Source organism: Ruegeria sp. AA3 (genome assembly GCF_056542905.1).
The window spans coordinates 283,746-307,885 of record NZ_JBQGAQ010000002.1 but is presented as its reverse complement, the minus strand read 5'-3'; the positions used below and the strand labels follow the sequence as shown (position 1 = coordinate 307,885).

The 24,140-nt window shown below is 54.6% G+C and carries 22 protein-coding genes; 11 read left to right on the top strand and 11 right to left on the bottom strand.

Features of this window, described 5'->3' with window-relative positions:
- Positions 1–58: 58 nt before the first annotated feature.
- Positions 59–1,081, top strand: a complete 1,023-nt coding sequence (locus tag ACR0JR_RS05925; RefSeq protein WP_480455400.1) for a trans-3-hydroxy-L-proline dehydratase — start codon at positions 59–61, stop codon at positions 1,079–1,081.
- A 37-nt stretch (positions 1,082–1,118) separates the two neighbouring features.
- On the opposite strand, the gene ACR0JR_RS05920 is transcribed toward ACR0JR_RS05925, so the two are convergent.
- A complete protein-coding gene (locus ACR0JR_RS05920) occupies positions 1,119–1,700 on the bottom strand; it encodes a YceI family protein (protein WP_170780449.1) in 582 nt (193 codons plus the stop codon).
- 98 nt (positions 1,701–1,798) lie between these two features.
- On the opposite strand from ACR0JR_RS05920, the gene ACR0JR_RS05915 reads away from it, so the two are divergent.
- The 5 genes from ACR0JR_RS05915 to fcl all read left to right on the top strand — a co-directional run bounded on the left by ACR0JR_RS05915 (position 1,799) and on the right by fcl (position 6,406).
- Entirely contained in the window at positions 1,799–2,323 is a 525-nt protein-coding gene (locus tag ACR0JR_RS05915) for an RNA polymerase sigma factor (protein WP_260026907.1), read from the top strand.
- Complete coding sequence (locus ACR0JR_RS05910; RefSeq protein ID WP_010441511.1) at positions 2,320–3,057, top strand: hypothetical protein; 738 nt, start codon at positions 2,320–2,322, stop codon at positions 3,055–3,057. Before ACR0JR_RS05915 ends, ACR0JR_RS05910 begins: the two co-directional genes overlap by 4 nt.
- 59 nt (positions 3,058–3,116) lie before the next feature.
- Complete coding sequence (locus tag ACR0JR_RS05905) at positions 3,117–4,199, top strand: helix-turn-helix domain-containing protein (protein ID WP_480455494.1); 1,083 nt, start codon at positions 3,117–3,119, stop codon at positions 4,197–4,199.
- A gap of 94 nt (positions 4,200–4,293) precedes the next feature.
- Positions 4,294–5,418, top strand: coding sequence for a GDP-mannose 4,6-dehydratase (gmd, locus tag ACR0JR_RS05900; protein ID WP_480455399.1), 1,125 nt, complete (start codon positions 4,294–4,296; stop codon positions 5,416–5,418).
- A gap of 1 nt (position 5,419) precedes the next feature.
- The gene (gene fcl, locus ACR0JR_RS05895; RefSeq protein ID WP_480455398.1) at positions 5,420–6,406 is read left to right on the top strand and encodes a GDP-L-fucose synthase; all 987 of its coding nucleotides are present in this window, start codon (positions 5,420–5,422) and stop codon (positions 6,404–6,406) included.
- A gap of 33 nt (positions 6,407–6,439) precedes the next feature.
- On the opposite strand, the gene ACR0JR_RS05890 is transcribed toward fcl, so the two are convergent.
- The 8 genes from ACR0JR_RS05890 to ACR0JR_RS05855 all read right to left on the bottom strand — a co-directional run bounded on the left by ACR0JR_RS05890 (position 6,440) and on the right by ACR0JR_RS05855 (position 17,354).
- Positions 6,440–7,516 carry a DUF2793 domain-containing protein gene (locus ACR0JR_RS05890; protein ID WP_480455397.1) on the bottom strand — a complete coding sequence of 359 codons (1,077 nt, stop codon included), beginning with the start codon at positions 7,514–7,516 and terminating at the stop codon, positions 6,440–6,442.
- A gap of 192 nt (positions 7,517–7,708) precedes the next feature.
- A complete protein-coding gene (locus ACR0JR_RS05885) occupies positions 7,709–9,145 on the bottom strand; it encodes a mannose-1-phosphate guanylyltransferase/mannose-6-phosphate isomerase (protein ID WP_480455396.1) in 1,437 nt (478 codons plus the stop codon).
- A gap of 70 nt (positions 9,146–9,215) precedes the next feature.
- Complete coding sequence (gene galU, locus ACR0JR_RS05880) at positions 9,216–10,109, bottom strand: UTP--glucose-1-phosphate uridylyltransferase GalU (RefSeq protein WP_480455395.1); 894 nt, start codon at positions 10,107–10,109, stop codon at positions 9,216–9,218.
- A gap of 253 nt (positions 10,110–10,362) precedes the next feature.
- Positions 10,363–12,168 (bottom strand): ABC transporter ATP-binding protein, encoded by a 1,806-nt coding sequence (locus tag ACR0JR_RS05875; RefSeq protein WP_480455394.1) that lies wholly within the window; start codon positions 12,166–12,168, stop codon positions 10,363–10,365.
- A gap of 1 nt (position 12,169) precedes the next feature.
- A complete protein-coding gene (locus tag ACR0JR_RS05870) occupies positions 12,170–13,099 on the bottom strand; it encodes an ABC transporter permease subunit (protein ID WP_170475103.1) in 930 nt (309 codons plus the stop codon).
- Between the two features lie 11 nt (positions 13,100–13,110).
- A complete protein-coding gene (gene oppB / locus ACR0JR_RS05865) occupies positions 13,111–14,034 on the bottom strand; it encodes an oligopeptide ABC transporter permease OppB (protein WP_010441494.1) in 924 nt (307 codons plus the stop codon).
- Between the two features lie 66 nt (positions 14,035–14,100).
- The gene (locus ACR0JR_RS05860) at positions 14,101–15,729 is read right to left on the bottom strand and encodes a peptide ABC transporter substrate-binding protein (protein WP_010441492.1); all 1,629 of its coding nucleotides are present in this window, start codon (positions 15,727–15,729) and stop codon (positions 14,101–14,103) included.
- Between the two features lie 389 nt (positions 15,730–16,118).
- Entirely contained in the window at positions 16,119–17,354 is a 1,236-nt protein-coding gene (locus ACR0JR_RS05855) for a lytic murein transglycosylase (RefSeq protein WP_480455393.1), read from the bottom strand.
- A gap of 132 nt (positions 17,355–17,486) precedes the next feature.
- Here ACR0JR_RS05855 and ACR0JR_RS05850 point away from each other — a divergent pair, with 132 nt between their 5' ends.
- Genes ACR0JR_RS05850 through ACR0JR_RS05835 form a run of 4 tightly spaced genes read left to right on the top strand, consistent with a single transcriptional unit; the run spans position 17,487 to position 21,484 of the window.
- Positions 17,487–18,449, top strand: coding sequence for a cytochrome ubiquinol oxidase subunit II family protein (locus ACR0JR_RS05850; protein ID WP_480455392.1), 963 nt, complete (start codon positions 17,487–17,489; stop codon positions 18,447–18,449).
- Positions 18,446–20,536 (top strand): cbb3-type cytochrome c oxidase subunit I, encoded by a 2,091-nt coding sequence (locus tag ACR0JR_RS05845; RefSeq protein WP_480455391.1) that lies wholly within the window; start codon positions 18,446–18,448, stop codon positions 20,534–20,536. Before ACR0JR_RS05850 ends, ACR0JR_RS05845 begins: the two co-directional genes overlap by 4 nt.
- Positions 20,533–21,165, top strand: coding sequence for a cytochrome c oxidase subunit 3 (locus tag ACR0JR_RS05840; protein ID WP_480455390.1), 633 nt, complete (start codon positions 20,533–20,535; stop codon positions 21,163–21,165). Before ACR0JR_RS05845 ends, ACR0JR_RS05840 begins: the two co-directional genes overlap by 4 nt.
- Complete coding sequence (locus ACR0JR_RS05835; protein ID WP_170475091.1) at positions 21,158–21,484, top strand: cytochrome o ubiquinol oxidase subunit IV; 327 nt, start codon at positions 21,158–21,160, stop codon at positions 21,482–21,484. Before ACR0JR_RS05840 ends, ACR0JR_RS05835 begins: the two co-directional genes overlap by 8 nt.
- Before the next feature lie 87 nt (positions 21,485–21,571).
- On the opposite strand, the gene crcB is transcribed toward ACR0JR_RS05835, so the two are convergent.
- The gene (gene crcB / locus ACR0JR_RS05830) at positions 21,572–21,934 is read right to left on the bottom strand and encodes a fluoride efflux transporter CrcB (protein ID WP_480455389.1); all 363 of its coding nucleotides are present in this window, start codon (positions 21,932–21,934) and stop codon (positions 21,572–21,574) included.
- Positions 21,931–22,299, bottom strand: coding sequence for a fluoride efflux transporter FluC (locus tag ACR0JR_RS05825; RefSeq protein ID WP_480455388.1), 369 nt, complete (start codon positions 22,297–22,299; stop codon positions 21,931–21,933). Before ACR0JR_RS05825 ends, crcB begins: the two co-directional genes overlap by 4 nt.
- Positions 22,300–22,555: 256 nt before the next feature.
- On the opposite strand from ACR0JR_RS05825, the gene ACR0JR_RS05820 reads away from it, so the two are divergent.
- On the top strand, positions 22,556–24,136 hold the full coding sequence (locus tag ACR0JR_RS05820) for an FMN-binding glutamate synthase family protein (RefSeq protein WP_480455387.1): 1,581 nt from the start codon (positions 22,556–22,558) through the stop codon (positions 24,134–24,136).
- The last annotated feature ends 4 nt before the right edge of the window (positions 24,137–24,140 follow it).

Genomic DNA, 24,140 nt, shown 5'->3' with positions numbered 1-24,140 from the left:
GCCAGACCGAAGTTGTTTTGCATGACTGCGCATTAACCAGCGGCTTTCAGGAGGCCATATGCGCAGTTCCAAAACCATCCATGTGATCTCAGCCCATGCCGAAGGCGAGGTGGGCGATGTCATCGTCGGAGGGGTCGCCCCGCCTCCGGGCGAAACCGTGTGGGACCAGAGGGCCTTTGTCGCCGAAGACCAGACCCTGCGGGATTTCATGCTGAACGAACCTCGCGGCGGTGTCTTTCGCCATGTGAATCTGCTGGTGCCACCAAAAAACCCTGAGGCCGATGCGGCCTTTATCATCATGGAGCCGGAAGACACGCCGCCGATGTCCGGTTCGAATTCCATCTGCGTTTCTACGGTTTTGCTGGATAGCGGCATCCTTCCAATGCATGAACCAGAAACTCGTTTGACGTTAGAAGCTCCCGGAGGGCTGGTCCGCGTCCGCGCCGAATGCCGCAATGGCAAGGCCGAACACATCTATGTGCAGAACGTGCCAAGTTTCGTCGACAAGCTGGATGCCCGGATCGAGGTTGAGGGCATCGGGACGCTGCGCGTAGATACCGCGTTTGGTGGCGACAGTTTTGTAATTGTCGATGCAGCTGATCTGGGTTTTGACCTGACGCCTGATGAAGGCGCTGATCTTGCCAGAACCGGCGCGCGTATCACCGATGCGGCCAATGAGCAGCTTGGCTTCAATCACCCCACCAAAGACTGGTATCACATTTCATTCTGCCAAATCGCAGGCCCGCTGAATCGACAGGGCGATATCCTCACCGGTCGCAATACCGTCGCCATCAAGCCCGGCAAGCTGGATCGTTCACCCTGCGGCACCGGTGCATCGGCCCGAATGGCTGTTTTGCTGGCCAAAGGTCAAATGTCGATGAATGACCGCTATCATGCGCGTTCGGTTATCGACAGTGAGTTTCGCTGCCGCATCGTGGATCAGCTCGATCTGAATGGGCGCATGGCGATCACACCGGAAATCTCGGGGCGGGGTTGGATTACGGGCACACACCAGCACATGCTGGACCCGGAAGACCCTTGGCCCGGTGGCTACCGCTTGAGTGATACTTGGGGGGCATAAGTCGGGGTCAAAATTGACCCCGTACTTTGGTTGATCTTCAGGTATCGAGATTGAACATCAGTCTTGCAGTCACTGGTACAGTACGAGTGATACTGGGAAGTTGCGCCAGCTCCATTAGCTTGTCGACACCTGCTGAGACGCCCGCATCCTCGGTGCTGATGAAGACCATATCGTTGGTTGACACCATGACAGTGTCTTCGGCCACGCGCAAAATGAACATATCGGTGTAGAACTCAACCTCGGTCCCGGCCAGAGCCAGTTTGGCATCCACTTCAACCGTGTTGCTGGACCCCACATCCAACTTGGACACCTCATCCAAATCAATCTCTGCGGTCAGCGTGGCTGTTGCTACCTTGCGGAACACATGTTCGATCATCCGCTCGTTGCGGATATCGATATTCGTTTCGACCGAGGACAGGTCGATATCAATCTCAACTTTGCCATCCTCGCTGACATGGCCTGATATATTGGTGAAGGAATTGACCTCGCCCACATCGTCGATCTTAACCGTGCCATAGGCCAGATGAGAGGCGCTGGGATTCAGTGTCCAATCAGCGGCCAGCGCGGGACCTGCAACAAAAGCCGACGCAATCGTGATTGTTTTGAACAGAAGTTTCATTTCATTCCTCCAGAGTCTATGACAGTTCAGACCAAGCGGGCCCGGTCCCATGACAAAGCAAACACACACAGGTCGCGATTTATTCGATGAGTGTTGAGATGAGCACCGAACAAGCCGTGCGCGGCGCGATCCAGACCCATTCGAAACGGGTCTGGCGGTTTGGATTGGCGCTGTCGGGTGCATCGGATGTAGCGGACGATTTGCTGCAGGCAACGGCATTGCGTGCGTTGGAAAAGCACCATCAGGTCACCTCGTATGAACGGTTGGACAGTTGGCTGATGACGATCTGCCGCTCGATCTGGTTGAACGAGATACGGGCACGGTCTGTACGCAAGGCGCAGGCATTGTCGGTTACACCTGAGGCGGAATTGGTTGCACACGGGCCCGACTCAGAAACGAATATTTTCGCCGCTCAGGTGTTTACTCAAGTGATGCAACTGCCAGAGGCGCAGCGCGAAACGGTGATGCTTGTATTTGTAGAAGGGTACAGTTACCGCGAAGCTGCGGCCATGCTGGATGTTCCCATCGGCACAATCATGAGCCGGTTGTCCAACGCCCGGCAGAAACTGAAAACCGTAATGCAGCACGAAGCGGACGACGCGGTGCAACGGAGTGGCAAATGAAGTTTTCCGACGAAACACTTCTGGCCTATCTGGAGGGCAGCCTTGATGAGGCCGAAGTCCACGCCATCGAAGCGGCCGTGGCAGAGGATACGGGTCTTGAAGCCCGCTTGATGGCGTTGGATCCGTTTGCCCCTGTTGTGCAGCAGGTTTTTGATGACGTCCCGGCTGAGGTTCCTGAAATTGATCTGCCTGCGCCCACTCCGCAGCAATACAAATCGGGACCTCTTCGATTGCTGGCGGTTGCGGCTTCGGTTGCCGTTATCGCAGTATCCGCAACCTTCTGGGTGACGCGTCCGAAGGCTTTGGGCTGGGCAGAGCAAGCTGCAATTTATCAATCACTCTATTCAGCCGAAACGATTGCTGATCTGGATAACTCTCCGCAAAAACTGGACGCGCAGTTTGCTCAGGCTGAGGCTCAGCTCGGCCGACCCTTAAATCGGGAGGTGCTGGAAAATCTTCCCGGCCTCGACCTGAAACGCACACAGGTTTTATCATTCAAAGGCAAGCCATTGGTTCAGGTTGTCTTTGCTGACGCGCAGGGAAATCCATTTGCGTTCTGCGTGATCCGGCAAGGTCCAAATGCCCCATCGAAGGCAGTCAATCTTGCAGTGCTGAGCGGCCTATCAACCGCGACATGGGCAAAAGATGGGTATGGTTATATGCTGTTGGGTGGCGATCGCGAGACAGATCTGAGTGGAGAGCTGCATGCTCTGACCGCGGCCTTTGCGGGTTGATTATCGGGATTTCGGGAAACCCCTTGTGAACTTCGGCAAATGCTCGAAGAATGCCAGATATGAAGCCGATCCCTCAAGAACCGGACCCAGACGATGATGAGGCCCTGGACGCAGGGCCGCGCAGCATCTATGACACCGATCCACCGGATGAAGAGGATCTATGGTTTCTCCCTCCACCGGATGAAGAAGATCCTGAAGAATTTCTTCCGTCTGTCCCAAGGCCTGATCAAAGCCTCCTTTTTGATCCAAGGGATTGGCGCGCGGCTCAATCTGAACTGTCCGCTGAACTTGCTGATCTGGCCGTGACTTTCGGAGCGCTGGATGAACGTTTGCGCGCAGGGCCGAAAGGATGGGGTCACCGTCTAGCCTTAATGGAAGTGTCGGATTTGGGCTGGTGGACCGGAGACCGGATCAGCGTCGATCGTCTTGCGCTATGGATCGGATTGCGGATCGGTGCGACGGGTGATGACGTTCAGGCGTTGTACCGGGCAGGCTGGGCGGTGCGGCGACTATCCTCGGGTGCTGGGCCATCAGAGGGCGGATGGGACCCTGGGCTGACCGCGTTTCTGGATCGTCAGGCCCAGGGCATCGAGGACGCGCCAGAGACCGTGATAGATCTGGCCGAAGTGATGCGAAATGTGGCTGCGTTGCACCCGGTGACCCAGGCTGCAATCGGGTTCCACGCGTGGCGCGCGCTCTCTCCGGGCATAGGACAGGATACCGAAGCTGCCGTTATTGCAGCCCGCCATGCGGCATCGATGGGGCGAGGTGGCGCATTGTTCATGCCGCTTTCCTTGTCGGGACCGGGTGCGTTGCGCGGTGCAGGCTCATTGGATGAAAAACTATACGCCTGGATAGGCGGGGCAGGTCAGGCCTCGCTTGCAGCTTTGCTGCATCTGGACCGGATCAGCGCCTGGGAAGAGCGTGCCCGTGAGGCTGTATCAGATCTGAGTGGGCGAACTCCACCAGTGTTGATCGACGCGCTGACAGCTTGGCCGATGGTGTCGGCACCATTGGCCGAAGAGCTGACCCGGGCCTCGCGTGCGGCGATACAGCGAAATCTGGACAAATTCAGCGACAGAGGATTGATCCGCGAGGTGACAGGGCAGGGGCGTTATCGAGTCTGGACGGCAGCATTATAACTAATCGTTCGAATTCCCCGTTAGCTTGCATTTGGCCGAGTCTTGCTGTTTCTGGAAGGACAAACAGGCGAAGTAGAACCATCGGGGCGCAATCATGAGCAAATCAGCACTGATAACCGGTATTACGGGTCAGGATGGCTCTTACCTGGCTGAGCTGTTGCTTGCCAAAGGCTATGACGTTCACGGTATCAAACGACGCGCATCGTCTTTCAATACGCAGCGGATTGATCATATCTATCAGGATCCGCATGAACCGGATCCCAGACTGCATCTGCATTATGGTGATCTAAGCGACACCTCGAACCTGACCCGGATCATTCAGGAAGTGCAGCCCGACGAGGTCTATAACCTTGGTGCGCAATCCCATGTCGCGGTGAGTTTTGAATCGCCTGAATACACGGCGGATGTGGATGGGTTGGGTACGCTACGCCTGCTCGAAGCGATCCGGTTTCTGGGACTGGAGGGCAAGACCCGGTTTTATCAGGCCTCTACCTCAGAGCTCTTTGGTTTGGTGCAGGAAACACCGCAACGCGAGACAACGCCTTTTCACCCGCGCTCACCCTATGGGGTCGCCAAGCTGTATTCCTATTGGATAACAGTAAATTATCGAGAGGCTTACGGGATGTACGCCTGCAACGGTATTTTGTTCAATCACGAAAGCCCCCGGCGTGGTGAGACCTTTGTGACTCGTAAGATCACTCGTGGCCTTGCAAACATCGCGCAAGGTTTGGATGACTGTTTGCATATGGGTAATATCGATAGTTTGCGCGATTGGGGGCACGCGCGGGACTATGTGAAGATGCAGTGGCTGATGCTGCAACAGGAGACGCCCGAGGACTTTGTAATCGCCACCGGCAAGCAGTATTCCGTGCGCCAGTTCATCGAATGGTCTGCCAGCGAGCTGGGTTTGGTGCTGGAGTTTTCAGGGGAGGGTGTCGAGGAATTTGCGATTGTTCGCGAAGTAGTGGGTGATAAGGCGCCTGCCCTGAAAGCTGGCGATATCGTGATGCGGATCAACCCGCGTTACTTCCGACCGGCCGAGGTTGATACGCTGTTGGGAGACCCGTCCAAGGCCAAGCAAAAACTAGGTTGGGAACCCGAGATCTCTGTGCAAGATCTATGCGCCGAAATGGTTGCCGAAGATTTGAAAATCGCACGGCGCAATGCCCTGCTCAAAGAACACGGGATGGCTGCGCCAGTCACACGGGAAAACGGCTGAAATGGGCAGCTCGCGCAGAATATATGTAGCGGGTCATCGCGGCATGGTCGGAAGCGCGATTCTGCGAAGGCTGCAGCAGCGCCAACAGGCAGGTGAAAAACTCGAGCTAATCACGCGGACGCGGAGCGAATTGGATCTGACCGATCAGGTTCAGGTTCAGAATTTCATGCGCTCAGAACGTCCGGACATCGTGATTTTGGCCGCCGCCCGTGTTGGCGGTATCTATGCGAACAACACATATCCGGCGGATTTCATCTACGAGAACCTGATGATCGAATGCAATGTGATCCATCAGGCGTTTTCGGCAGGTATAAAACAGCTGCTGCAACTTGGAAGTTCCTGCATTTATCCGCGCTCAACACACCAGCCTATGCGCGAAGACGCGCTTTTGACCGGGCCGCTGGAGCCGACAAATGAACCTTACGCCATCGCCAAGATTGCCGGGATCAAGCTTTGTGAAAGCTATAACAGGCAGCACGGCGTAGACTACCGGTCCGTCATGCCGACGAACCTTTATGGCCCCGGAGACAACTTTCACCCTGAAAACAGTCACGTGCTCCCGGCACTGATCCGACGTTTTCACGAGGCACAGCGTGATGGGCTAGATGAAGTTGTCATATGGGGAACCGGAAATCCGCGACGCGAGTTCTTGCATGTTGATGATATGGCCGAGGCGTCGGTGTTTGTTTTGGACCTGCCGCGCGAAATATATGAGGCAAATACTGATCCAATGTTAAGCCACATTAATGTGGGTACGGGCAGCGATACATCGATCGCAGACCTCGCAACGATCATTGCGGGTGTCGTCGGTTTCACTGGCCGGATCACGTATGATCCAGACAAACCGGATGGCACGATGCAAAAACTGATGGATGTATCGCGCCTCGCAGGTATGGGCTGGAGTGCTGGCATCAGTCTTAGCGATGGAATTCGCCAGACCTATGCGTGGTTTCTAGATCAATCAGAAACCGATCTGCGCGAAAGGTGACCGCCCGCGCAATGGCCTGGACGGTCTGAGCTGTCAGAACCAGCGGCCGATGGCGATCATTGATGGTTCAATATTTGTGGCATCCGAAATTGCCGCCAGCACCTGGAATGTCGCTTGTGTTTCCGATGGCGTGTCAAATCCTATAAACCGACCGAGCCCGCCACCATTCCCGCTAAGGGCTGGTTTGCTGCCAGCGGCAAAAGCGATGGGAAAATCCCAGTTGGCGGAACCGCTGGTAAACAAGGCACCGGTTGCGGTCGTACACCCGACAGCATCAAGAGTTGTTGTACAAATTTGGCTGCCGTCAGCAAATCGCGTGTAGTCTCCATTTGTATTACTGCCATGCTCGATCACAGCACCGGAAGGTACACCACTGTTTTGTGATACTGTGCCCAGTACGTTACCCGGTCCGTACCCATAATCCGCCCGCATCAGGCGACCAGGCGTGGTGTCGTTGGCGCTGCTCTGTATGGCCGCTCCACCCGCGATACCAGATGAGGCGTCAAACCATAGTGCTTCAACCCAACTCCCGCCATCTGGCGAGACTTTGATCGAGAACTCCGTGTTGCCAGAAAGGCCCATCTCGGCGTGACCGGTCCAGTTGGATTGAAACAAAAGCGAGGCCGTGTCGCCGTCGCTGGCTTTGTTGACCTTCAACTGATGACCACCACCTTCATGGGTTAGCAACGTCGCAGGGCTACACACCGCCAGCCGGTTGGTGCTGTCGGATCCGGTTGCGACGCCAATTCCTGGCAGATTCTGCAAATCGACAGGTGGGTCGATCCAGGCGGATCCGTTCCAGATTTTCAACTGCTCCGAGCTTTGGTCCCAGGCCCGCCAGCCCAAATCCGGCGCAATGAAATGCCATCCGTTGTCCAGCCACGCCGCCAATTGGCCGTCGTGACCAGCCCATGCTCCCGTGGGCGCCGTGCCAAGCGCGTGCGTCTCCCCCTGATCGGGCGCAGCGGGCGGTATTGTCGCGTCGATGGAGACTACGCTCAGTTGGACCACAAGATCGAGTGTACGCAGCGCCTCGTTATGGGTCACGTGTTTCTGGGCCTGAGACGGTTGAATAAAGGGCAGGTTCAAACGGGGTGAGTTCTGTGGCACGGGCGTCCTCCTGAGATGTCGCTTTGACAATGATCGCGCGCCACCCTGCCGCAATATTAGTGAAACCCACCTGACGAACCCGAACGTTGGGTTTTTGATTTGTTAGGATTTGAGAAATGTCGAAAAGCCATCTGCATTGCAGATGGCGGGATTAATCAGAGATGAACGGCTACTAGCGCCTACTGACCTAAGTCAATTACGCGCATAAACATCTTCATAGCGAATAATGTCGTCTTCACCCAGATAGGTCCCGGTTTGTACTTCGATCAGGACCATCGGGACTTTGCCGGGGTTCATCATCCGGTGAACCGCACCCAAAGGCACATAGACCGACTGGTTTTCTGACACCAGCTGAACATCGTCATTTATCGTCACTTCGGCGGTGCCCTCCACGACGATCCAGTGCTCGGACCGATGATGGTGAGATTGCAGACTCAGCGAAGCACCGGGATGGACATGGATACGCTTGACCTGGAACCGGTCTCCGATAACGAGGCTTTCGAACCACCCCCAGGGTCGGTGATCGACCGGCAGGGATTCCGCCTGCTTGGCACCCTTTGCTTTCAAGGCTGTGACGGCCTGTTTGACATCCTGCGCGCGGTCCATGCTGGCCACCAGAACCGCATCGGGCATCGCGACTGTAATCACGTTTTCCAGCCCCATCGCCACGACCTCCTGTGCAGGAGATTCTGAGCGCACCAGCACATTGTGGCAATCAATGGCAGTGACTTCACCGGCGGTAGCGACCCCATTTGCATCAGGGTTGCTGAGCTCCTGCACCGCCGACCAACTGCCTACATCTGACCACCCGGCTGCATAAGGAACAACGCTGAGGTTGCTGGCCTTTTCCATAACCGCATAGTCGATCGATATGTCCTGAACTGAGTTCCAAGCGATGGATTCAAGCCGCAGAAAGCCCAGGTCAGACTGCGCCTGATCAACAGCGTTCTGAACCGGAGCTACAAGATCCGGCGCATGTTGGTCATAGGCCGCAAGGATATCGCGGACCGCAAACAGAAAGATGCCGGAATTCCAAAGGTAACTACCTTCGGACACCATCGTTTCGGCGCTCTTCAGGTCGGGCTTTTCAACAAATCGATCGAGAGGAATCGACGCACCCGACGCGTCGGGAATTTGCCGAAGTTTGAGATAACCATATCCAGTCTCTGGCCGGTCAGGCGTGATTCCGAATGTAACAAGGTCTCCGCGCTCATCAATCGTACGGATACCTTCCGCAACTGCCTCGTGAAAGGCCTGAGCATCCGGAATGACGTGATCGGACGCCGCCACCAGCATCAATGCATCGGGATCGCTGGACGAAAGGTGCAGAGCTGCCGCCAGGACAGCCGGAGCGGTGTTGCGCCCTTCAGGTTCAATAAGGATCGGGCCTGGGTCAATTCCAACGGCCATCAACTGCTCAGGTACAACGAAACGAAATGCTTCATTGGTTAACAGCAACGGCTTTGCGTAAGGCGTTTCGACGGGTCCTTTCAGACGCTTTGCACATTGCTGCAAAAGGCTGGTTTCACCAATCAGCGGCACGAATTGTTTTGGGTAGCTTTTGCGCGACAGGGGCCATAACCGTGTTCCGGAGCCACCACATAAAATTACCGGATAGACGGTCCTCATGCTGCCCTCGCTCTCTGCGTTCTTGGGGTCGAGCTATTGCAATGAATGCCAACTGGTTGAAGCATCTTACCTATTGCGCGGCCTGGTCCGACGAAACGATATCATGCAGATACTGACTTAAATCTTGACGCAGATCCTCGCGGGCCAGCGCAAACGATACCGTGGCCTGAAGGAAACCGGCCTTTGAGCCACAATCAAATCGTTGGCCTTCGAATTTGTAACCAAATACAGGAACGCCATTTCCGATATCCTCGGCGATCGCGTCAGTCAGCTGGATTTCGCCTCCGCTGCCTTTCTTCTTCTTGTTCAAATTGTACAGTACCGAGGGGCCCAAAATATAACGACCAATGACGGCGAGATTTGATGGTGCCTCCTCAGGTTTTGGCTTTTCTACCATACCTTTGACTCGGACAACCGTACCGACGTTTTGGCCTGTATCCAAAATACCGTAAGAGCTTGTCTTTTCGTTTGGAACTTCCATCGCAGCAACCATATTGCCGCCGGTTTCCTCATAGGCTTCAACCATTTGCTGCAAGCAGGGTTTGTCTGCACCAATAACATCATCGGGCAGCATTACCGCAAAAGGCTCATCTCCGATCAGCCGCCGTGCACACCAAACTGCATGTCCAAGCCCCAGCGCCTTGTGCTGCCGAATATAGGCGATCGCGCCGCTTTCCATATTGGTCGCGTTCAATATCTCAAGCAAATCGTCTTTGCCCTTGGATTTCAAGTCCTGCTCCAACACAAGGTTGTGGTCAAAGTAATCCTCAAGCGCTGACTTCCCGCGTGACGTCACGAAGATAAACTCGGTGATCCCGGCTGCCCGCGCTTCGTCAATTGCATATTGAACCAGCGGTCTATCGACCAAAGTCATGATCTCTTTTGGCACCGATTTGGTCGCCGGTAAAAAGCGCGTCCCCATACCCGCGACGGGGAAAATAGCCTTTGTGACTTTGCGTGCCATGTTACCTCATGATTTCCATAGTCTGCCCGAGCGCTTTGCAGGCGCTGGGGTTCTCACATAAAACTTAAATTCGCATCAATCAATCTCACCCGACAGTAGTGCAGCGGGCACGATGGAATCTGCCATTAACCTGCACACAGAGTCAAAACGAAACACACCCAAACGTGGTTCTAGCCAAGGTACACGGAGTACTTGGTGCGACGAAAAGTAGGATTCGCGCCCCTGAAACCTTCAAGCTTCGGGGCGCGAATAGTCAGGAGTTAGCCATAATCGCATCAAGCGGATCATGTTCGGCAACGAAATGGTCAGGAGCGATTTCGCTAAGCCGCGGGACATAGTCCGTTTCACCCGAGGACAACTTGCTGGGTAAGAAACGCAATGTGGCCTTGGGATCCATCGGAGACGGTAATTCACCTGGTATTTTAAGCCTTTGACGGTTACGCTCAACATCCGGATCAGGAATCGGAACCGCCGATATCAGGGATTTGGTGTAGGGGTGTATTGGTTCAGAACATATTACTTCACCATCGCCCAATTCGACAATGCGACCCAAGTACAAAACCATGATTCGGTTAGACACTGCGCGTACAACTGACAGGTCATGACTAATGAAAATCATCGACAAACCGAACTCTTGTTGCAATTCTCGCAACAATTCCACGATCTGAGCCTGAATGGACACGTCCAGTGCCGAAACGGCTTCATCGCAAATGATCAACTTTGGTTTGTTGATCATTGCCCGAGCGATTCCGACGCGCTGATTTTGCCCACCTGACAGTTCATGTGGATAACGGTTGATCATATTGGTTGGCAGGCCAACACGTTCCATCATCTCGGCGACCAGGTCCTTACGTTCGCGTTCCGTCAGGTCTGGTCGATAGGTTTTTAATGGTTCCGCGATCGAGGCCGAGATTGTCATCCGTGGGTCAAGGCTGGCGAGTGGATCCTGGAATACAATCTGCAGATCCTTGCGGTATTTATTCAACTCGGACCGTTTCAACCCGACGATCGGATGGCCCAGCCAGCTGACGTTGCCCGCACTGGGTTCGATCAGTTGCAGAACCGCCCGCGCCAGCGTGGACTTGCCGCAACCGGATTCACCCACAACACCCAGCGTTTCGCCCTTGCGAATATCAAAGCTGACACCATCCACGGCCTTGAGCGGTACCTTGTGGCCGAACAATCCGCCCGGAACATGGATTGGGAAATGAACCTTGACGTCGTCAACGCGCAGCAGCGGCTCTTCGGTCTTGCCCAAGGATTTGGGCGCGTCACCGGCGTCGATGCGAGGCATCGCCTCAAGCAGGGTGCGGGTGTACTCATGTTGCGGAGCGCGAAAGACTTCACGGGTTTCCCCGGCCTCGACAAATTGACCAAGGCGCATGACCTGTATGCGGTCGCACATCCGCGCGACGACGCCCATGTCATGGGTGATCAAAGCAATGGCTGTGCCTTCGTCTTTTTGCAGTCGCACCATCAGGTCCAGAATGTCGGCCTGTACGGTGACGTCCAGCGCCGTTGTGGGTTCATCCGCGATCAGCAATTTCGGGTTGCACAGCATCGACATCGCGATCATGACCCGCTGGCGCATCCCGCCCGACAGCTCGTGCGGGTACTGATCCAGTCGCCGTTTCGCCTCGGGGATGCGGACGCGGTCCAGCCATTCAAGGCATCGTGCTTTGGCAGCCGAACCCTGCAAACCCTCATGAACCTGCAACACTTCGCGCATCTGTTGACCCACCCGCAAATGCGGGGTCAGGGCGGTGAGCGGGTCCTGAAAGATCATACCGACATCATCGCCGCGGATGCGGTTCAGCTTGTTCACTGGCAGGTTCAGTATTTCCTGACCGTTCAGCATGGCAGACCCCGTTGCGCGGCCAGCTGGAGGCAATAGCCCCATCGCTGCCATGAAGGTCTGGCTTTTGCCCGACCCGCTTTCGCCGACGATGCCCAGACACTCGCCTGGATTGATGTCGAAACTGATGCCCTTGACGGCTTCGACGATGCCATCCGGGGTGTCGAACTGCACGCTCAGGTCTTTGATGGAAAATAGACTCATATCAGCGATCCTTCGGGTCCAGCGCGTCACGCAAACCATCACCGATGAAAAACATGGTGATGATGATGGCGACGTAGAATGTCAGGGGATAAAGAAGCTGCCACAAAGTGCCATAGCCCATAGTCCCGGCACCTTCGGCAATCAGGCGGCCCAAAGAGGTGTAGGGTTCAGAAATCCCGAGACCTAAAAACGAAATGAAACTTTCAGTCAGGATCATTTCGGGGACCAACAGCGAGGCGTACACGATCACAACGCCCAACAGGTTGGGCAGAATGTGGCGATACATGATGGTAAACTCACTGACACCGGCGGCACGAGCGGCTTCGATGAATTCGCGGTTCTTCAGCGTCAGGGTTTGCCCCCGAACGATCCGCGCCATGGTCAACCAACCGACTGCACCCAACGCGATGAACAGCATGAAAAAGGACCGCCCCGCCACGACCAGCAGAAGGATGATGATCAGAGTTGCCGGGATCGCCAGAAGTATGTCGACAAAGCGCATCATGGCGCTGTCGGTACGCCCTCCGATATAACCAGCGGCAATGCCATAGCAAGTGCCAACGATCAACGCAGTTGCAGCCCCAATCAGACCAACCAGTAGCGATGTGGTGGTCGCCTGAATGACACGGCTGTAAAGGTCGCGCCCCAGATCATCGACACCGAAATAGTGACCAGTCTCGATCGAGGGCATTCCCATGCCGCGTACGTCACCCATTACGTTCCAGTCGATCTCTTCGTTGGACCAGGCTGCAAAATATGGTCCGATAATCGTGAACAGCACGATCAGACCCAAAACAAAAACACTGGCCATTGCGGCCTTGTTGCGGACAAAACGCATACGTGCGTCCTGCCAGAGCGAGCGCCCCTGAATGACCGTGTAATCTGTGATTTCTTCGGCCAGATGGGCGGCTTTTTGAGATTTTCCTAGCATGAGCCTGCCCCTCAGTAACGAATTTTCGGATCAAACCAGGCATAAGCCAGGTCGGTCAGAAGGTTCACGACAACGGTCAATGCGCCATAGAGAATGGTAACCCCCAAGAGCACCGCATAGTCACGAGACAGTGCAGAGCCAACGTAGGCCTGACCCAGACCACCGGTCGAGAAATAGATATCGACAAAGACTGAACCCGTAAGCACGTAGACGAACACCGGCCCGAGATATGAGACAACCGGCAACAACGTAGGTTTCAACGCATGACGCCAAATTACGGTTCTGGTCGGCAAGCCCTTGGCGCGCGCAGTACGGATGAAGTTCGAGTTCAGAACCTCGAGCATCGACGAACGCGTGATCCGTGCAATCGAACCCATATAGGATGTTGCCAGCGCAATCACCGGCATGACCAGATATTGCCATTGGCCTCCGTTCCAGCCGCCTCCCGGCAACCAGCCCAGCCACAGGGTGAAGGTAAGGATCAGGATCGGCCCCATGATGAAGTTTGGCAGAGCTTGCGCTGCGATACCAAGACCAACAGCAAAATAATCAATCCAGCTATTGTGTTTGATCGCGGCGGCGATCCCAAGGCTTACACCAACGGCAGTTGCAACAAGAAATGAAAGCGAGCCATAGGTCAGGGAAATCGGAAACCCTTGAGCGATAATGTCGTTGACGTCCCTGTCCTTGAACTTGAAGGACGGGCCGAAATCAAAATGCACGACGATGTTGTACAGGTAGTCCCAGAGCTGTTTCCACAACGGTTGGTCCAACCCATAGCGCGCCTCAATATTGGCCAGAACCTGCGGCGGCAGCGGCCGTTCTGAGGTAAATGGCCCGCCGGGTGCTACGTGCATCAGGAAAAAACAGGCGACGATCAGCAACAGGATCGTCGGAATGGCGATCAGCAGTCGCCGCAGACTGTAGGCAAGCATTTCATGCCCCCATGTTTATTGGCCCTGCCCCGGATACCTCCGGGACAGGGCGTGGTTCTATGACGATTATTCGGCGACCTTGTACAGGTTCTTCGAATACCAGTTTTGTTCGACGTTGTTGACGGGCCAGTTCCCTACATCGCTGTCCATCATGTAAACGCCTGCGTAGTGATAGATCGGGATTACAGGAGTTTCCTGTGCAATAATCCGCTCTACTTCGGTATAAAGCGGTGCCGGATCATCCGAAGTTTTGGCTTCGGCCAGCAGCTCATCAACGCGTGCGTTGTTGTACTTACCGTCGTTGTAACCGGAATCCGATTGCAGCAGATCAAGGAAGGTCGAGGCTTCGTTATAGTCACCACACCATGCGCCACGAGCCAGTTCGAAGTTCTGATTACCGCGCTCTTCCAGGAATACTTTCCACTCCATGTTTGCCAGTTCGGCATTGACGCCCAGCTTCTGCTTCCACATCTGGCTGAGTGCCACGGCCACTTTCTTGTGCGCTTCTGAGGTGTTGTAAACCATCTCGAAGCTCAGCGGATTATCCGGACCATAGCCCGCTCCTGCCAGCAACTCTTTTGCAAGCTCATCGCGCTCAGCCTGGCTCATCGAAGCCATCTCCACGTCCGGAACCGTAAAGTTGGCAGTGGCGGCGGGTGCGAACGTGTAAGCCTGGGGCTGACCACCGGCCATCACTTTCTCAGTGATGATCGCGCGATCCACGGCCAGCGACAGGGCCTGACGGACGTTGGGGTCCTTGAACGCTTCGGGACCGCTGTCAGAGACGTTGAAGGTATAGTAATAGTTGCACAAACGAGGGAAGCTGATGGCTTCATCCGGATGCTCCTGCTGCAGGCGCGGGAACTGACCAGCAGGAACTTCGGTGCGATCCAACTCGCCCGCAAGGTAGCGTGTCAGGGCGACATTCTCGTCATTGATGACCAATGCCACAACTTTTTCGATGATGGTGTTGTCATTGTCCCAGTACATCTCGTTGCGCTCACGCACCGAACGTTCCTGTGGCAGATGCTCTGTCAGGACATAGGCGCCGTTCGATACGATGTTTTCCGGCTTGGTCCATGCATCGCCGAATTCTTCAATCACTTTCTGCGGCGCAGGGAAGGTTGTCGAATGCGTGGTCATCTGAGGGAAATAGGGGAGGGGCGTGCTCAGTGTGACTTCTAGAGTGTGGTCGTCAATGGCTTTGACACCCAGATCATCCACTGATTTTTCACCCGCAATGATCTCAGCCGCGTTTTCAATCGACATCAGTTCCATGAACCACGCGTAGGGCGATGACAGCTCAGGATCGACAGCACGTTTCCATGCAAAAACGAAGTCACCTGCGGTAACCGGATCTCCGTTTGACCATTTCGCGTTATCGCGGAGGGTAAACGTATACACATCCTTGGTGTCATTGACCGAGTATTCGGTGGCAACGCCGGGGACCAGATTACCATCTTCGTCCTGGTTCATGAGACCTTCGAACAAGTCGCGCACGATTTCGGCGCCCGACACATCTTCAACCACTTGCGGGTCGACCGAGCTGTGCTCGTCCAGAATGCGATAGATAAACGTCTGGTCATCCGCCAGCGCTTCGCCGGTTTCGGGGTGGGTTCCTGCGGCGATTGCTGCGCCAGTTATGATGGTCGAGGACAACAGCCCCGCCAATGAAGTACGGACAATTTTGTGCATGTGATTACTCCCATTATTATGTGGCGTTGGGCAATCCTGCTATTGCAGCGGATACCCATCTACCTGTGTGTCTCCGACAATTGCCGTGCGTTCACCTTGATCTAGATCGCGGCAGAGTCCAAATTTCAGACCATTTCCATTAGGCAGCGTCGGAAAGCCGATTGCGAAAGTTCTCTTTCACTGCTGCAAAATCTGCTGGTTTTTGGAGAAAGGTAAAGGGTTTTAAGTCGCATTGCCGGCTCAAAGATCGATTGAAACCGTAACGTAAGGGAGCATCGAAAGATTATTCTGAAACGCTTTGCTTTGGTGACATTTTCGTGAAGTCATACAAATTGCAAAGGGCGAATGGGTTTTCGTCAACACGCGCAAATGGCGAATCAGGGCAAATTTCAGGGCTTCAGCGCTGCCTTCAAATGGTCATTTGGAAAACATGTCGGGGCACGGCCTGATGCGGCTTGCCAGCGACCGATCGAACGCCGGGTTTTATATCCAGGCAGACCATCGATGCCGCCTACATCATGACCCTGTTCAACAAGCACTTGCTGCATTGTTGCGATGTCCGACCGATAGAGGTTACCGACGTCACCCCAGCGCCCGCGAAAATCGCCAACACCGTATTGGATGCGATCGCCGACATGGCCCACAAACAAAGCGTAGAGGTCACTGGTATTATAGTCTTTGAGGACATAAAAATTAGGCGTGACGATGAAAGCCGGGCCGCTGCGACCTGCGGGCATCATCAGATAACCTTCGGCAGCCAGTTCGTGCGCTGGAAAAGGTTTGCCGGAAACACGGCTGACGCCCATTGCTGCCCAATCCCGGATAAGACGCCCTTGATCAGGCCCCTCTAGGGCGCATGAAACGGTATTGGGCAGATTAACCTCAAATCCCCAATCGCGATCCGCAATCCATCCGTGCTCTTCAAGATAGACTCCAATCGACGCAATAGTATCTGCGGCTGAACCCCAGATATCCGCTCTGCCATCGCCGTCGCCATCACGCGCATAGGTCAGAAAATTTGTTGGCATGAATTGTGGCTGACCCAATGCTCCTGCCCAACTGCTCTTTAGTTCTCTTCCTTGCGCATGACCCGCTTCGGCAATTTGCAGTGCTGCGATCAGTTCTGCGGTGAAATAGTCGGCGCGCGTGCTCATGAACCCTTTCGTGCTCAGAACCTGAAATGCATCGTGTCGGATTGGTACCTGACCATATCCACTCTCGCGTCCCCAAATGGCCAGAATGATCCTTGCAGGCACACCGGTTTCAGCTTCGACGTGTGCCAGGGTATCTGCGTGACGTCTGGCCATTTTACGGCCGACCGACGTGGCGCCCTGTACGGATCCGGCATTAAAATACCGACCCGGCGAACCAAACTCGGCTTGACGCTGCACCTTTGGTGTTTTTTGAGGGCTGCCCGGCGGCACCAGATCCGGCAGATCCCAATTTAGTTTCACCCCATCAAAAGCTTGCCGAAAAGTTTGCTTGGAAACACCCTTTGCCTTTGCTTGTGGCCAGACGGTTTGTTGCAGCCAGCTCTGAAACTGACGTTCAACCAGAACACGATCCTGCGCCAACAAAGGAGCTGCCAGAACAATCAGGAAGAGAACAGTGAAAACGAAACGCATGGAACCGATCTTGCGCGCCCGTGAGGTGGTGTCAACAAGCGCCTTTAGGAGCAAAATTGCAAAAGTCCTTGAGAAAATCCGTGACTCTGTCGATAGTTGCCGGGAACCCCCGCCGTAAGAGGATCATCAGGCGTGACCTTTTCCCGGATGTCTTCGATCGCAGTGTCCGCTCTGGTGACGCTAGTTGCGCTGTTGCTGACAGTGCAGGCAGTTGGGGCTAGTGATAGTTTCATCGACCCACAGGGGCCAATCGCCGAGATCCAAAAAAAGCATCTTCTGCGAGCGACCGCTCTGATCCTAATTGCGGTGATCCCGGTTTTGGTCTTGGTGCCGCTGGTCGCTTATAGGTATCGCCGACGCAATGGTGGAAACGCATATTACAAACCGCATTGGGATTTCTCGGCAAAGCTTGAGGTATTGATGTGGGGTGTACCGGTGCTGATTGTGGCGATCCTGTCGTTCTACCTTTGGAAAACCACATACCGTCTCGATCCCTATGCCGCCCCATTCGGGGAGGAGCCTGCCTTGCAGGTGCAGGTGGTTGGCCTCGATTGGAAATGGTTGTTCATCTATCCCGATCTTGGAATCGCTACAGTCGGAGAGTTTGGCATCCCCATCAAAAAGCAGGTCGCGATTACGCTGACGACCGACACAGTGATGCAATCGTTTATGATCCCTGCATTGGCTGGGCAAATCTACGCCATGCCTGGCATGACAACGCAACTGCATGTGGTGGCCGACACGCCCAATACGATGCAGGGTGAGAACACGCAGTATAATGGTCGCGGGTTCACCAAGCAGAAGTTTCTAACGCAGGCCATGCAACCCGTTGATTTCGAGGACTGGGTCGCCAGCGTCCGGGCGCATGGTATTCCGTTGACAAAAGACACGTATCAGACACTGGCCATGCGCACGGATCGGGACGAAGTTCAGGCGGCGTTAGGAACCGAACTCATGCCGCTGAACGCGCTTTATTTTACACTGCAAGAAGGTGATTTGTTCCGCTCGATCCTGCATCGTTATCACAGCGGGGAGCCTCTTGCCCTTGGCCAGCAACCCGGCACCACTGCGTACGGGTCGGAGGCAAAACAATGACTTCAGTCGAGACTGGCATTTTGGGTCGCCTGAGTTGGGATGCGTTGCCGATCACCGGGCTCATCCGGGCGCCCGATGCCAATGAAATCATCGCCAACGCTGCGGCCGGAATAGTGATAGTGGGCGCTTTGACGGTGCTGTTCCTGCTAACGTGGTTTCGCCTTTGGAGCCCTCTCTGGCGGGATTGGTTGACCAGCGCTGATCACAAGAAAATCGGCATCATGTATATCGTCTTTGCCATCGTCATGCTGGCAAGGGGCGTGTTGGAAGGTGTTGTGATGCGGGCCCAACAGGCGGCAGGTCCGGGCGATGGATTTCTGAAGCCCGAACATTTCGCCGAGCTATTCAGCACCCACGGCACCATCATGATCTTCTTCGTTGCCGTCCCCTTTGTCTTTGGAGTGGCAAACTATCTGGTTCCGTTGATGATCGGCGCGCGGGACGTTGCATTTCCGGTTATGAACCAAATCAGCCTTGGCCTGACGGTATCGTCCGGCATGATGTTGATGGTCTCGCTGGTGGTTGGCGAGTTTTCGACCGGAGGTTGGACCGCATATCCGCCTTACACAGGCGCCGCGTTCAATCCCGGCGTCGGGCCGGATTATTGGATTTGGGCCATTGTTGTCTCGGGCGTAGGCACCACTCTCACTGGTATCAATTTTGCCGTTACAATTTACAAGCTGCGTGCGCCTGGGATGAAATTCATGCGGCTGCCGATGTATTGCTGGACGATCATCTGTAGCTCAATCCTGATCGTCTTTGCCATGCCGCCCCTTGGCGTGGCGGCGCTGTTGCTGGCCGCTGATCGGTATCTGGATTTCCATTTCTTCACCAATGATCTTGGTGGAAACATGATGAACTATGCCAACCTGTTCTGGCTGTTCGGTCACCCAGAGGTCTATCTGCTGGTCTTGCCAGCATATGGTATCTATTCCGAAGTCTTTGCCACTTTTTCGGCCAAGCGTCTCTATGGCTACAACTCGCTGGTCATTGCCACGATGTCGATTGCAGTATTGTCTTTCACAGTATGGCTGCATCATTTCTTCACCATGGGCCAAAGCGCGCTGATCAACGCGGTATTCGGCATTGCGACGATGCTGATCGCGATCCCAACCGGCGTGAAAGTCTATGACTGGATGGCCACGCTCTATCGCGGGCGGATACGGTTTTCCGTTCCGATGCTCTATGGTCTAGCCTTTTTGATGCTGTTCGTGATTGGTGGCCTTAGCGGGGTAATCCTGGCCAATCCGACGATTGACTATCAGGTCCACAACACGTTGTTCCTTGTGGCGCATTTCCACAACGTCCTTTTGCCCGGAGTACTGTTTGCGCTGCTCGCGGGCTATAATTATTGGTTCCCGAAAGCCTTCGGTTTTCGTCTCAACGAATTCTGGGGACGCGTCTCGGTCGTCTGCTGGACCGTGGGTTTCTTGCTGACTTTTATGCCGCTTTACTTTGTTGGTTTGATGGGAATGCCGCGCAGGTCCTACAGTTGGGAGGACCCGAGCTTTCACCCCTACATGATCATTGCCGTAGTTGGTGCATTGGTCATCACCTGCGGGTTGTTCTCGATCCTCATTCAACTTTGGGTCAGTATCCGCAATCGTGAACAAACCCGTGCTCCGATAGGTGATCCGTGGGATGGGCGTACACTGGAATGGTCGATCCCGTCTCCACCACCGCCTTACAACTTTGCCATCGTCCCACAGGTCACCGACCGCGACAACTTTGCCGCCGCTAAAGAGCGTGCTGCAGCCTATCCCAAACCTGAGGCCTATGAAGATATCGAGATGCCGCGCAATACCGGCATCGGGTTCATCCTCTGCGTGCTCAGCGGTGTCTGGATGTTCGCACTGGTCTGGTGGATTTGGTGGCTGGCGCTCCTGATGACTATTGCTATCATCCTGGCAATTATCATCTGGAGCTTTGATACCAGCACCGAAATCATCATTCCTGCCGAAGAGGTCCGCAAAGACCATGAAGCTTGGCTGGACCTTGTCCATAGCACTGCAGCAGTGGATCGCGATTATGAAATTGCCCCAGAAAATCGCGGTCTCGCACGCCCGGATATGGAGGCCGTGACATGAGGCGCGCACCCACGCAAAGCTATCCGGGCATCAACCTTGGCGAAGGCCATGCGAGCGCCCACAAAGCCACCGAGGTTGTCACTTTTGGCTTCTGGGTCTTTCTTATGAGCGATCTGGTCTATTTCGGCCTGATGTTCGCGATCTACATCACGATGATTGATGCACAGGCGGGTGGGCCCGGACCACATGAGTTGTTTGATCTGAAAAGCATCTTTGCTCAAACCCTGATATTGTTGACCAGCAGTCTGACCGTGGGGCTGGCAATGCTGGCGTTGAAATATAACTTGCCGCGAGCGCGGATCGTTCTGTGGTTTGGGGTAACACTGGTGCTGGGGCTTAGCTTTCTGGTTCTGGAGATCCGCGATTTTCTGAGCATGGCAGCCCAGGGCGGTATCCCTCAGCGCAGCGGATTTTTGTCGGCTTTCTATGGCCTTGTGCCACTGCACGGTCTGCATGTCGCGTCGGGGTGTCTGTGGCTGATCGTCTTGGGCATTCAGCTAAGAATGTTCGGACTAACTGACTTGTTGATGTCCCGTATGGTGCGACTGGCATTGTTCTGGCACTTCCTTGATCTGATCTGGGTCGGCATCATCACAATTGTGTATTTCGGAGGGCTGACCTATGGATAGACGCGCTGACCTGCACAAGCGAGAGCGTCGCCGATATGTTATCGGATATGGTGGGTCTCTTCTGCTGACGCTGGCGGTCTTCTTAATCGCTCACCGATACGGGATTGAAACCAAAGGGGTCTATCTTAGCATCGGCCTACTGGGCTTGGCACAGTTGGTTGTGCAGTTGGTGTACTTTCTTCATATCGACAGGCGGCGCAGCAGCCGAGAGGATCTGGACCTGATCCTTTTCTCAACGCTGGTCTTATTGATTATCATCGGCGGGACGGTCTGGATTCTAGGTAATTTGGCCATCCGGATGCACATGCAGATGATGTGAACCGCTAAGCCCTGACCCGCTTGTAGCCGCATCAGGAGTGGTTCTTCTCACCACTATCGTTGGTTCCATAACCGGTAACTCGATTGGTCAGGCCATCAGGACCAATCCTAACCAAAGCGCGATCCAGCATAAAACCAGACTGAGAATAATGTTGCCAGCTGCGAACGCGATGGTTCTTTCACGGTTCAACTGCAGTGACTGATAAGCAAAGCTGGAAAACGTTGTGAAGCCACCGCAAAAGCCGAATACCAATCGGTTCTGTTGCTCGCTCATTTCGATTTCCCCGCCGAGATAACCAACCCAGAGACCAAGCAACAGGCTGCCTGCCACATTCACAATCAGTGTAGCGTAAGGCAGATCGTGGGTCACCTGAAGCGTCAACCAGTGGCGCAGTACGGCACCTGCTCCTCCTCCCAGCGCAAACATGACGTGCAGATACAGGTCGTTCATTCTGGATGCCTCCAAGGCAAGTACTTTCGACCCAACGCTTCACCCAAAGCCGCTGCGGTTAAGCCAATTGCAATTTCTGCCCCGAAGGCGGTGATGACGTACCAACCGGTGGTTTCGGCCAAACGCTCCAACTCGGCCACAAATGACGAAAAAGTAGAAAGGCCGCCGCAAAACCCAACAGCACCCAAGTGCAGCACATGTGCATGAACTTTGTGGCGGATAGAATAGAGCCAGCCAAGGATGAAGCAGGCCACAATGTTAATACCGAACGTCTCTGTCAGGAATGGAGCACCGGGTATCGGCACCGTGAACAGTTCGCGCAGCAGCGAACCCGCAGCGCCACCAACAAAGACGGCTGCGTACATCTGGGCACTACGCCTGAGGGCAGGTGCAGTTTGTGACACTTAGATTGATCCCGCTCTTACCTGTGTCTTATCCCGCATATAGATTGCGAATGGACCGATCAACTGCCCTTGCTAACTCAACCGTTACTAACGACCGATTAGCAAGGTCTTGCAAATTCAGTTGAATCTGGTTCACGTTTGAGAACATCTGCCGGGCTTCGGGCCCACGATCCAGCCGAGGATACACAGCTCTTTACGCCACCCAGGGAGGTCAGGGATGATTGTTCGCAGACTATATTATGTGCTCAGCTTTGTGGTCCTGCCACTTACCCTATTGTTGGGGTATTTCTGGTCCCCTGCGAATTGGCTGTTGGTCATTCTGATCCCGTACGCGATTGTAGGAATGTACGATATGCTGACGACCAAGCATAACGTATTGAATAACTATCCTGTTCTCGGCCACTTCCGCTATATGCTGGAATTTGTCAGCCCCGAAATCCGGCAGTATTTTGTGGAAACCAACGAAAGTGGCCGACCATTCAATCGGATTATCCGCAGTCTGGTCTATTCCCGCGCCAAAGGGCAGGTGGATACACAGGCATTCGGGACTCAGTACGACATACTGAGTGTCGGTTATCATCGTTCAAATCATTCACTTTCGCCAAAACATGTCGATGAAAGTGAGGAACGGATTATGCTTGGCGGGCCTCAGTGCGACAAACCCTATAACGCTTCGCGCCTGAATGTTTCAGCGATGAGCTTTGGTGCACTCAGTGCAAATGCGATCCGGGCACTGAACGGTGGTGCTAAGGATGGCGGGTTTGCACATAATACCGGCGAAGGAGGGCTATCCCCGCACCATCTGGCTGAGGGTGGCGACATCATCTGGCAAATCGGAACAGGGTATTTTGGATGTCGTACCGCCGATGGGGGGTTCGACAAGGACAAATTCGCCGAAAAAGCCAAATTGGATGTGGTGAAGGCAATCGAGATTAAGCTTTCACAAGGGGCAAAACCGTCTCATGGAGGGGTATTGCCGGCCGCAAAGGTGGACGAGGAAATCGCGGAAATCCGAGGCGTCCCTGTGCATCAGGATGTAATTTCACCCCCTATACACTCGGCGTTCGATGGGCCGACAGGGTTGATGCAATTTGTTCAGCATCTGCGGGAAATGTCTGGCGGTAAGCCGATTGGCTTCAAACTGTGCATCGGCCAACCTTCGGAATTCATGGCGATCTGTAAAGCCATGTTGGAAACCGGCATACTGCCCGATTTTATCACCGTTGATGGTGCCGAAGGAGGGACCGGCGCGGCGCCGGTTGAATTTACCAACCGTCTGGGGGTGCCCCTGAACGAAGGGTTGATCTTTGTAAACAATTGCCTGCGTGGGATTGGAGTGCGCGACAAGGTGCGCGTGATTTGCTCGGGCAAGGTTGCGACGGGTTTCGACATGGTCGAGAAAATGGCCTTGGGTGCTGATATGTGCAACGCGGCGCGGGCGATGATGTTTGCCGTTGGGTGCATTCAAGCACTGCACTGCAATACCAATCGGTGCCCTTCGGGCGTGGCGACGCAGGATCCGATCCGGGGCCGAGCGGTAAACGTGCCGCAGAAACGTCAGCGTGTGCACCGGTTCCATGACGCGACATTGGAAAGCTTCCGCGAGATCTTGGGTGCTATGGGCAAAGCCAAGGTTTCTGAATTGCGACCCAGCGATATCCTCCGTCGCATGGCAGATGAGGGAGAACGATCTTACGCTGAGCTTTACAGCTTCCTGGAAGAAGACGCTTTGCTGGGCAAAACCGTGCCGCAGGAATATGCTGCGGACTGGCAGGCAGCTTCGGCCAACCAGTTCTGACAAC

Coding starts and splice junctions, on each gene's coding strand:
- ACR0JR_RS05870 (WP_170475103.1), bottom strand. CDS start 13,099: ATGCTAGGAAAATCTCAAAAAGCCGCCCATCTGGCCGAAGAAATCACA.
- ACR0JR_RS05920 (WP_170780449.1), bottom strand. CDS start 1,700: ATGAAACTTCTGTTCAAAACAATCACGATTGCGTCGGCTTTTGTTGCA.
- ACR0JR_RS05835 (WP_170475091.1), top strand. CDS start 21,158: ATGGATAGACGCGCTGACCTGCACAAGCGAGAGCGTCGCCGATATGTT.
- oppB (WP_010441494.1), bottom strand. CDS start 14,034: ATGCTTGCCTACAGTCTGCGGCGACTGCTGATCGCCATTCCGACGATC.
- ACR0JR_RS05845 (WP_480455391.1), top strand. CDS start 18,446: ATGACTTCAGTCGAGACTGGCATTTTGGGTCGCCTGAGTTGGGATGCG.
- ACR0JR_RS05825 (WP_480455388.1), bottom strand. CDS start 22,299: ATGTACGCAGCCGTCTTTGTTGGTGGCGCTGCGGGTTCGCTGCTGCGC.
- galU (WP_480455395.1), bottom strand. CDS start 10,109: ATGGCACGCAAAGTCACAAAGGCTATTTTCCCCGTCGCGGGTATGGGG.
- ACR0JR_RS05910 (WP_010441511.1), top strand. CDS start 2,320: ATGAAGTTTTCCGACGAAACACTTCTGGCCTATCTGGAGGGCAGCCTT.
- gmd (WP_480455399.1), top strand. CDS start 4,294: ATGAGCAAATCAGCACTGATAACCGGTATTACGGGTCAGGATGGCTCT.
- ACR0JR_RS05925 (WP_480455400.1), top strand. CDS start 59: ATGCGCAGTTCCAAAACCATCCATGTGATCTCAGCCCATGCCGAAGGC.
- ACR0JR_RS05885 (WP_480455396.1), bottom strand. CDS start 9,145: ATGAGGACCGTCTATCCGGTAATTTTATGTGGTGGCTCCGGAACACGG.
- ACR0JR_RS05860 (WP_010441492.1), bottom strand. CDS start 15,729: ATGCACAAAATTGTCCGTACTTCATTGGCGGGGCTGTTGTCCTCGACC.
- ACR0JR_RS05855 (WP_480455393.1), bottom strand. CDS start 17,354: ATGCGTTTCGTTTTCACTGTTCTCTTCCTGATTGTTCTGGCAGCTCCT.
- crcB (WP_480455389.1), bottom strand. CDS start 21,934: ATGAACGACCTGTATCTGCACGTCATGTTTGCGCTGGGAGGAGGAGCA.
- ACR0JR_RS05820 (WP_480455387.1), top strand. CDS start 22,556: ATGATTGTTCGCAGACTATATTATGTGCTCAGCTTTGTGGTCCTGCCA.
- ACR0JR_RS05905 (WP_480455494.1), top strand. CDS start 3,117: ATGAAGCCGATCCCTCAAGAACCGGACCCAGACGATGATGAGGCCCTG.
- ACR0JR_RS05875 (WP_480455394.1), bottom strand. CDS start 12,168: ATGAGTCTATTTTCCATCAAAGACCTGAGCGTGCAGTTCGACACCCCG.
- ACR0JR_RS05840 (WP_480455390.1), top strand. CDS start 20,533: ATGAGGCGCGCACCCACGCAAAGCTATCCGGGCATCAACCTTGGCGAA.
- ACR0JR_RS05915 (WP_260026907.1), top strand. CDS start 1,799: ATGAGCACCGAACAAGCCGTGCGCGGCGCGATCCAGACCCATTCGAAA.
- fcl (WP_480455398.1), top strand. CDS start 5,420: ATGGGCAGCTCGCGCAGAATATATGTAGCGGGTCATCGCGGCATGGTC.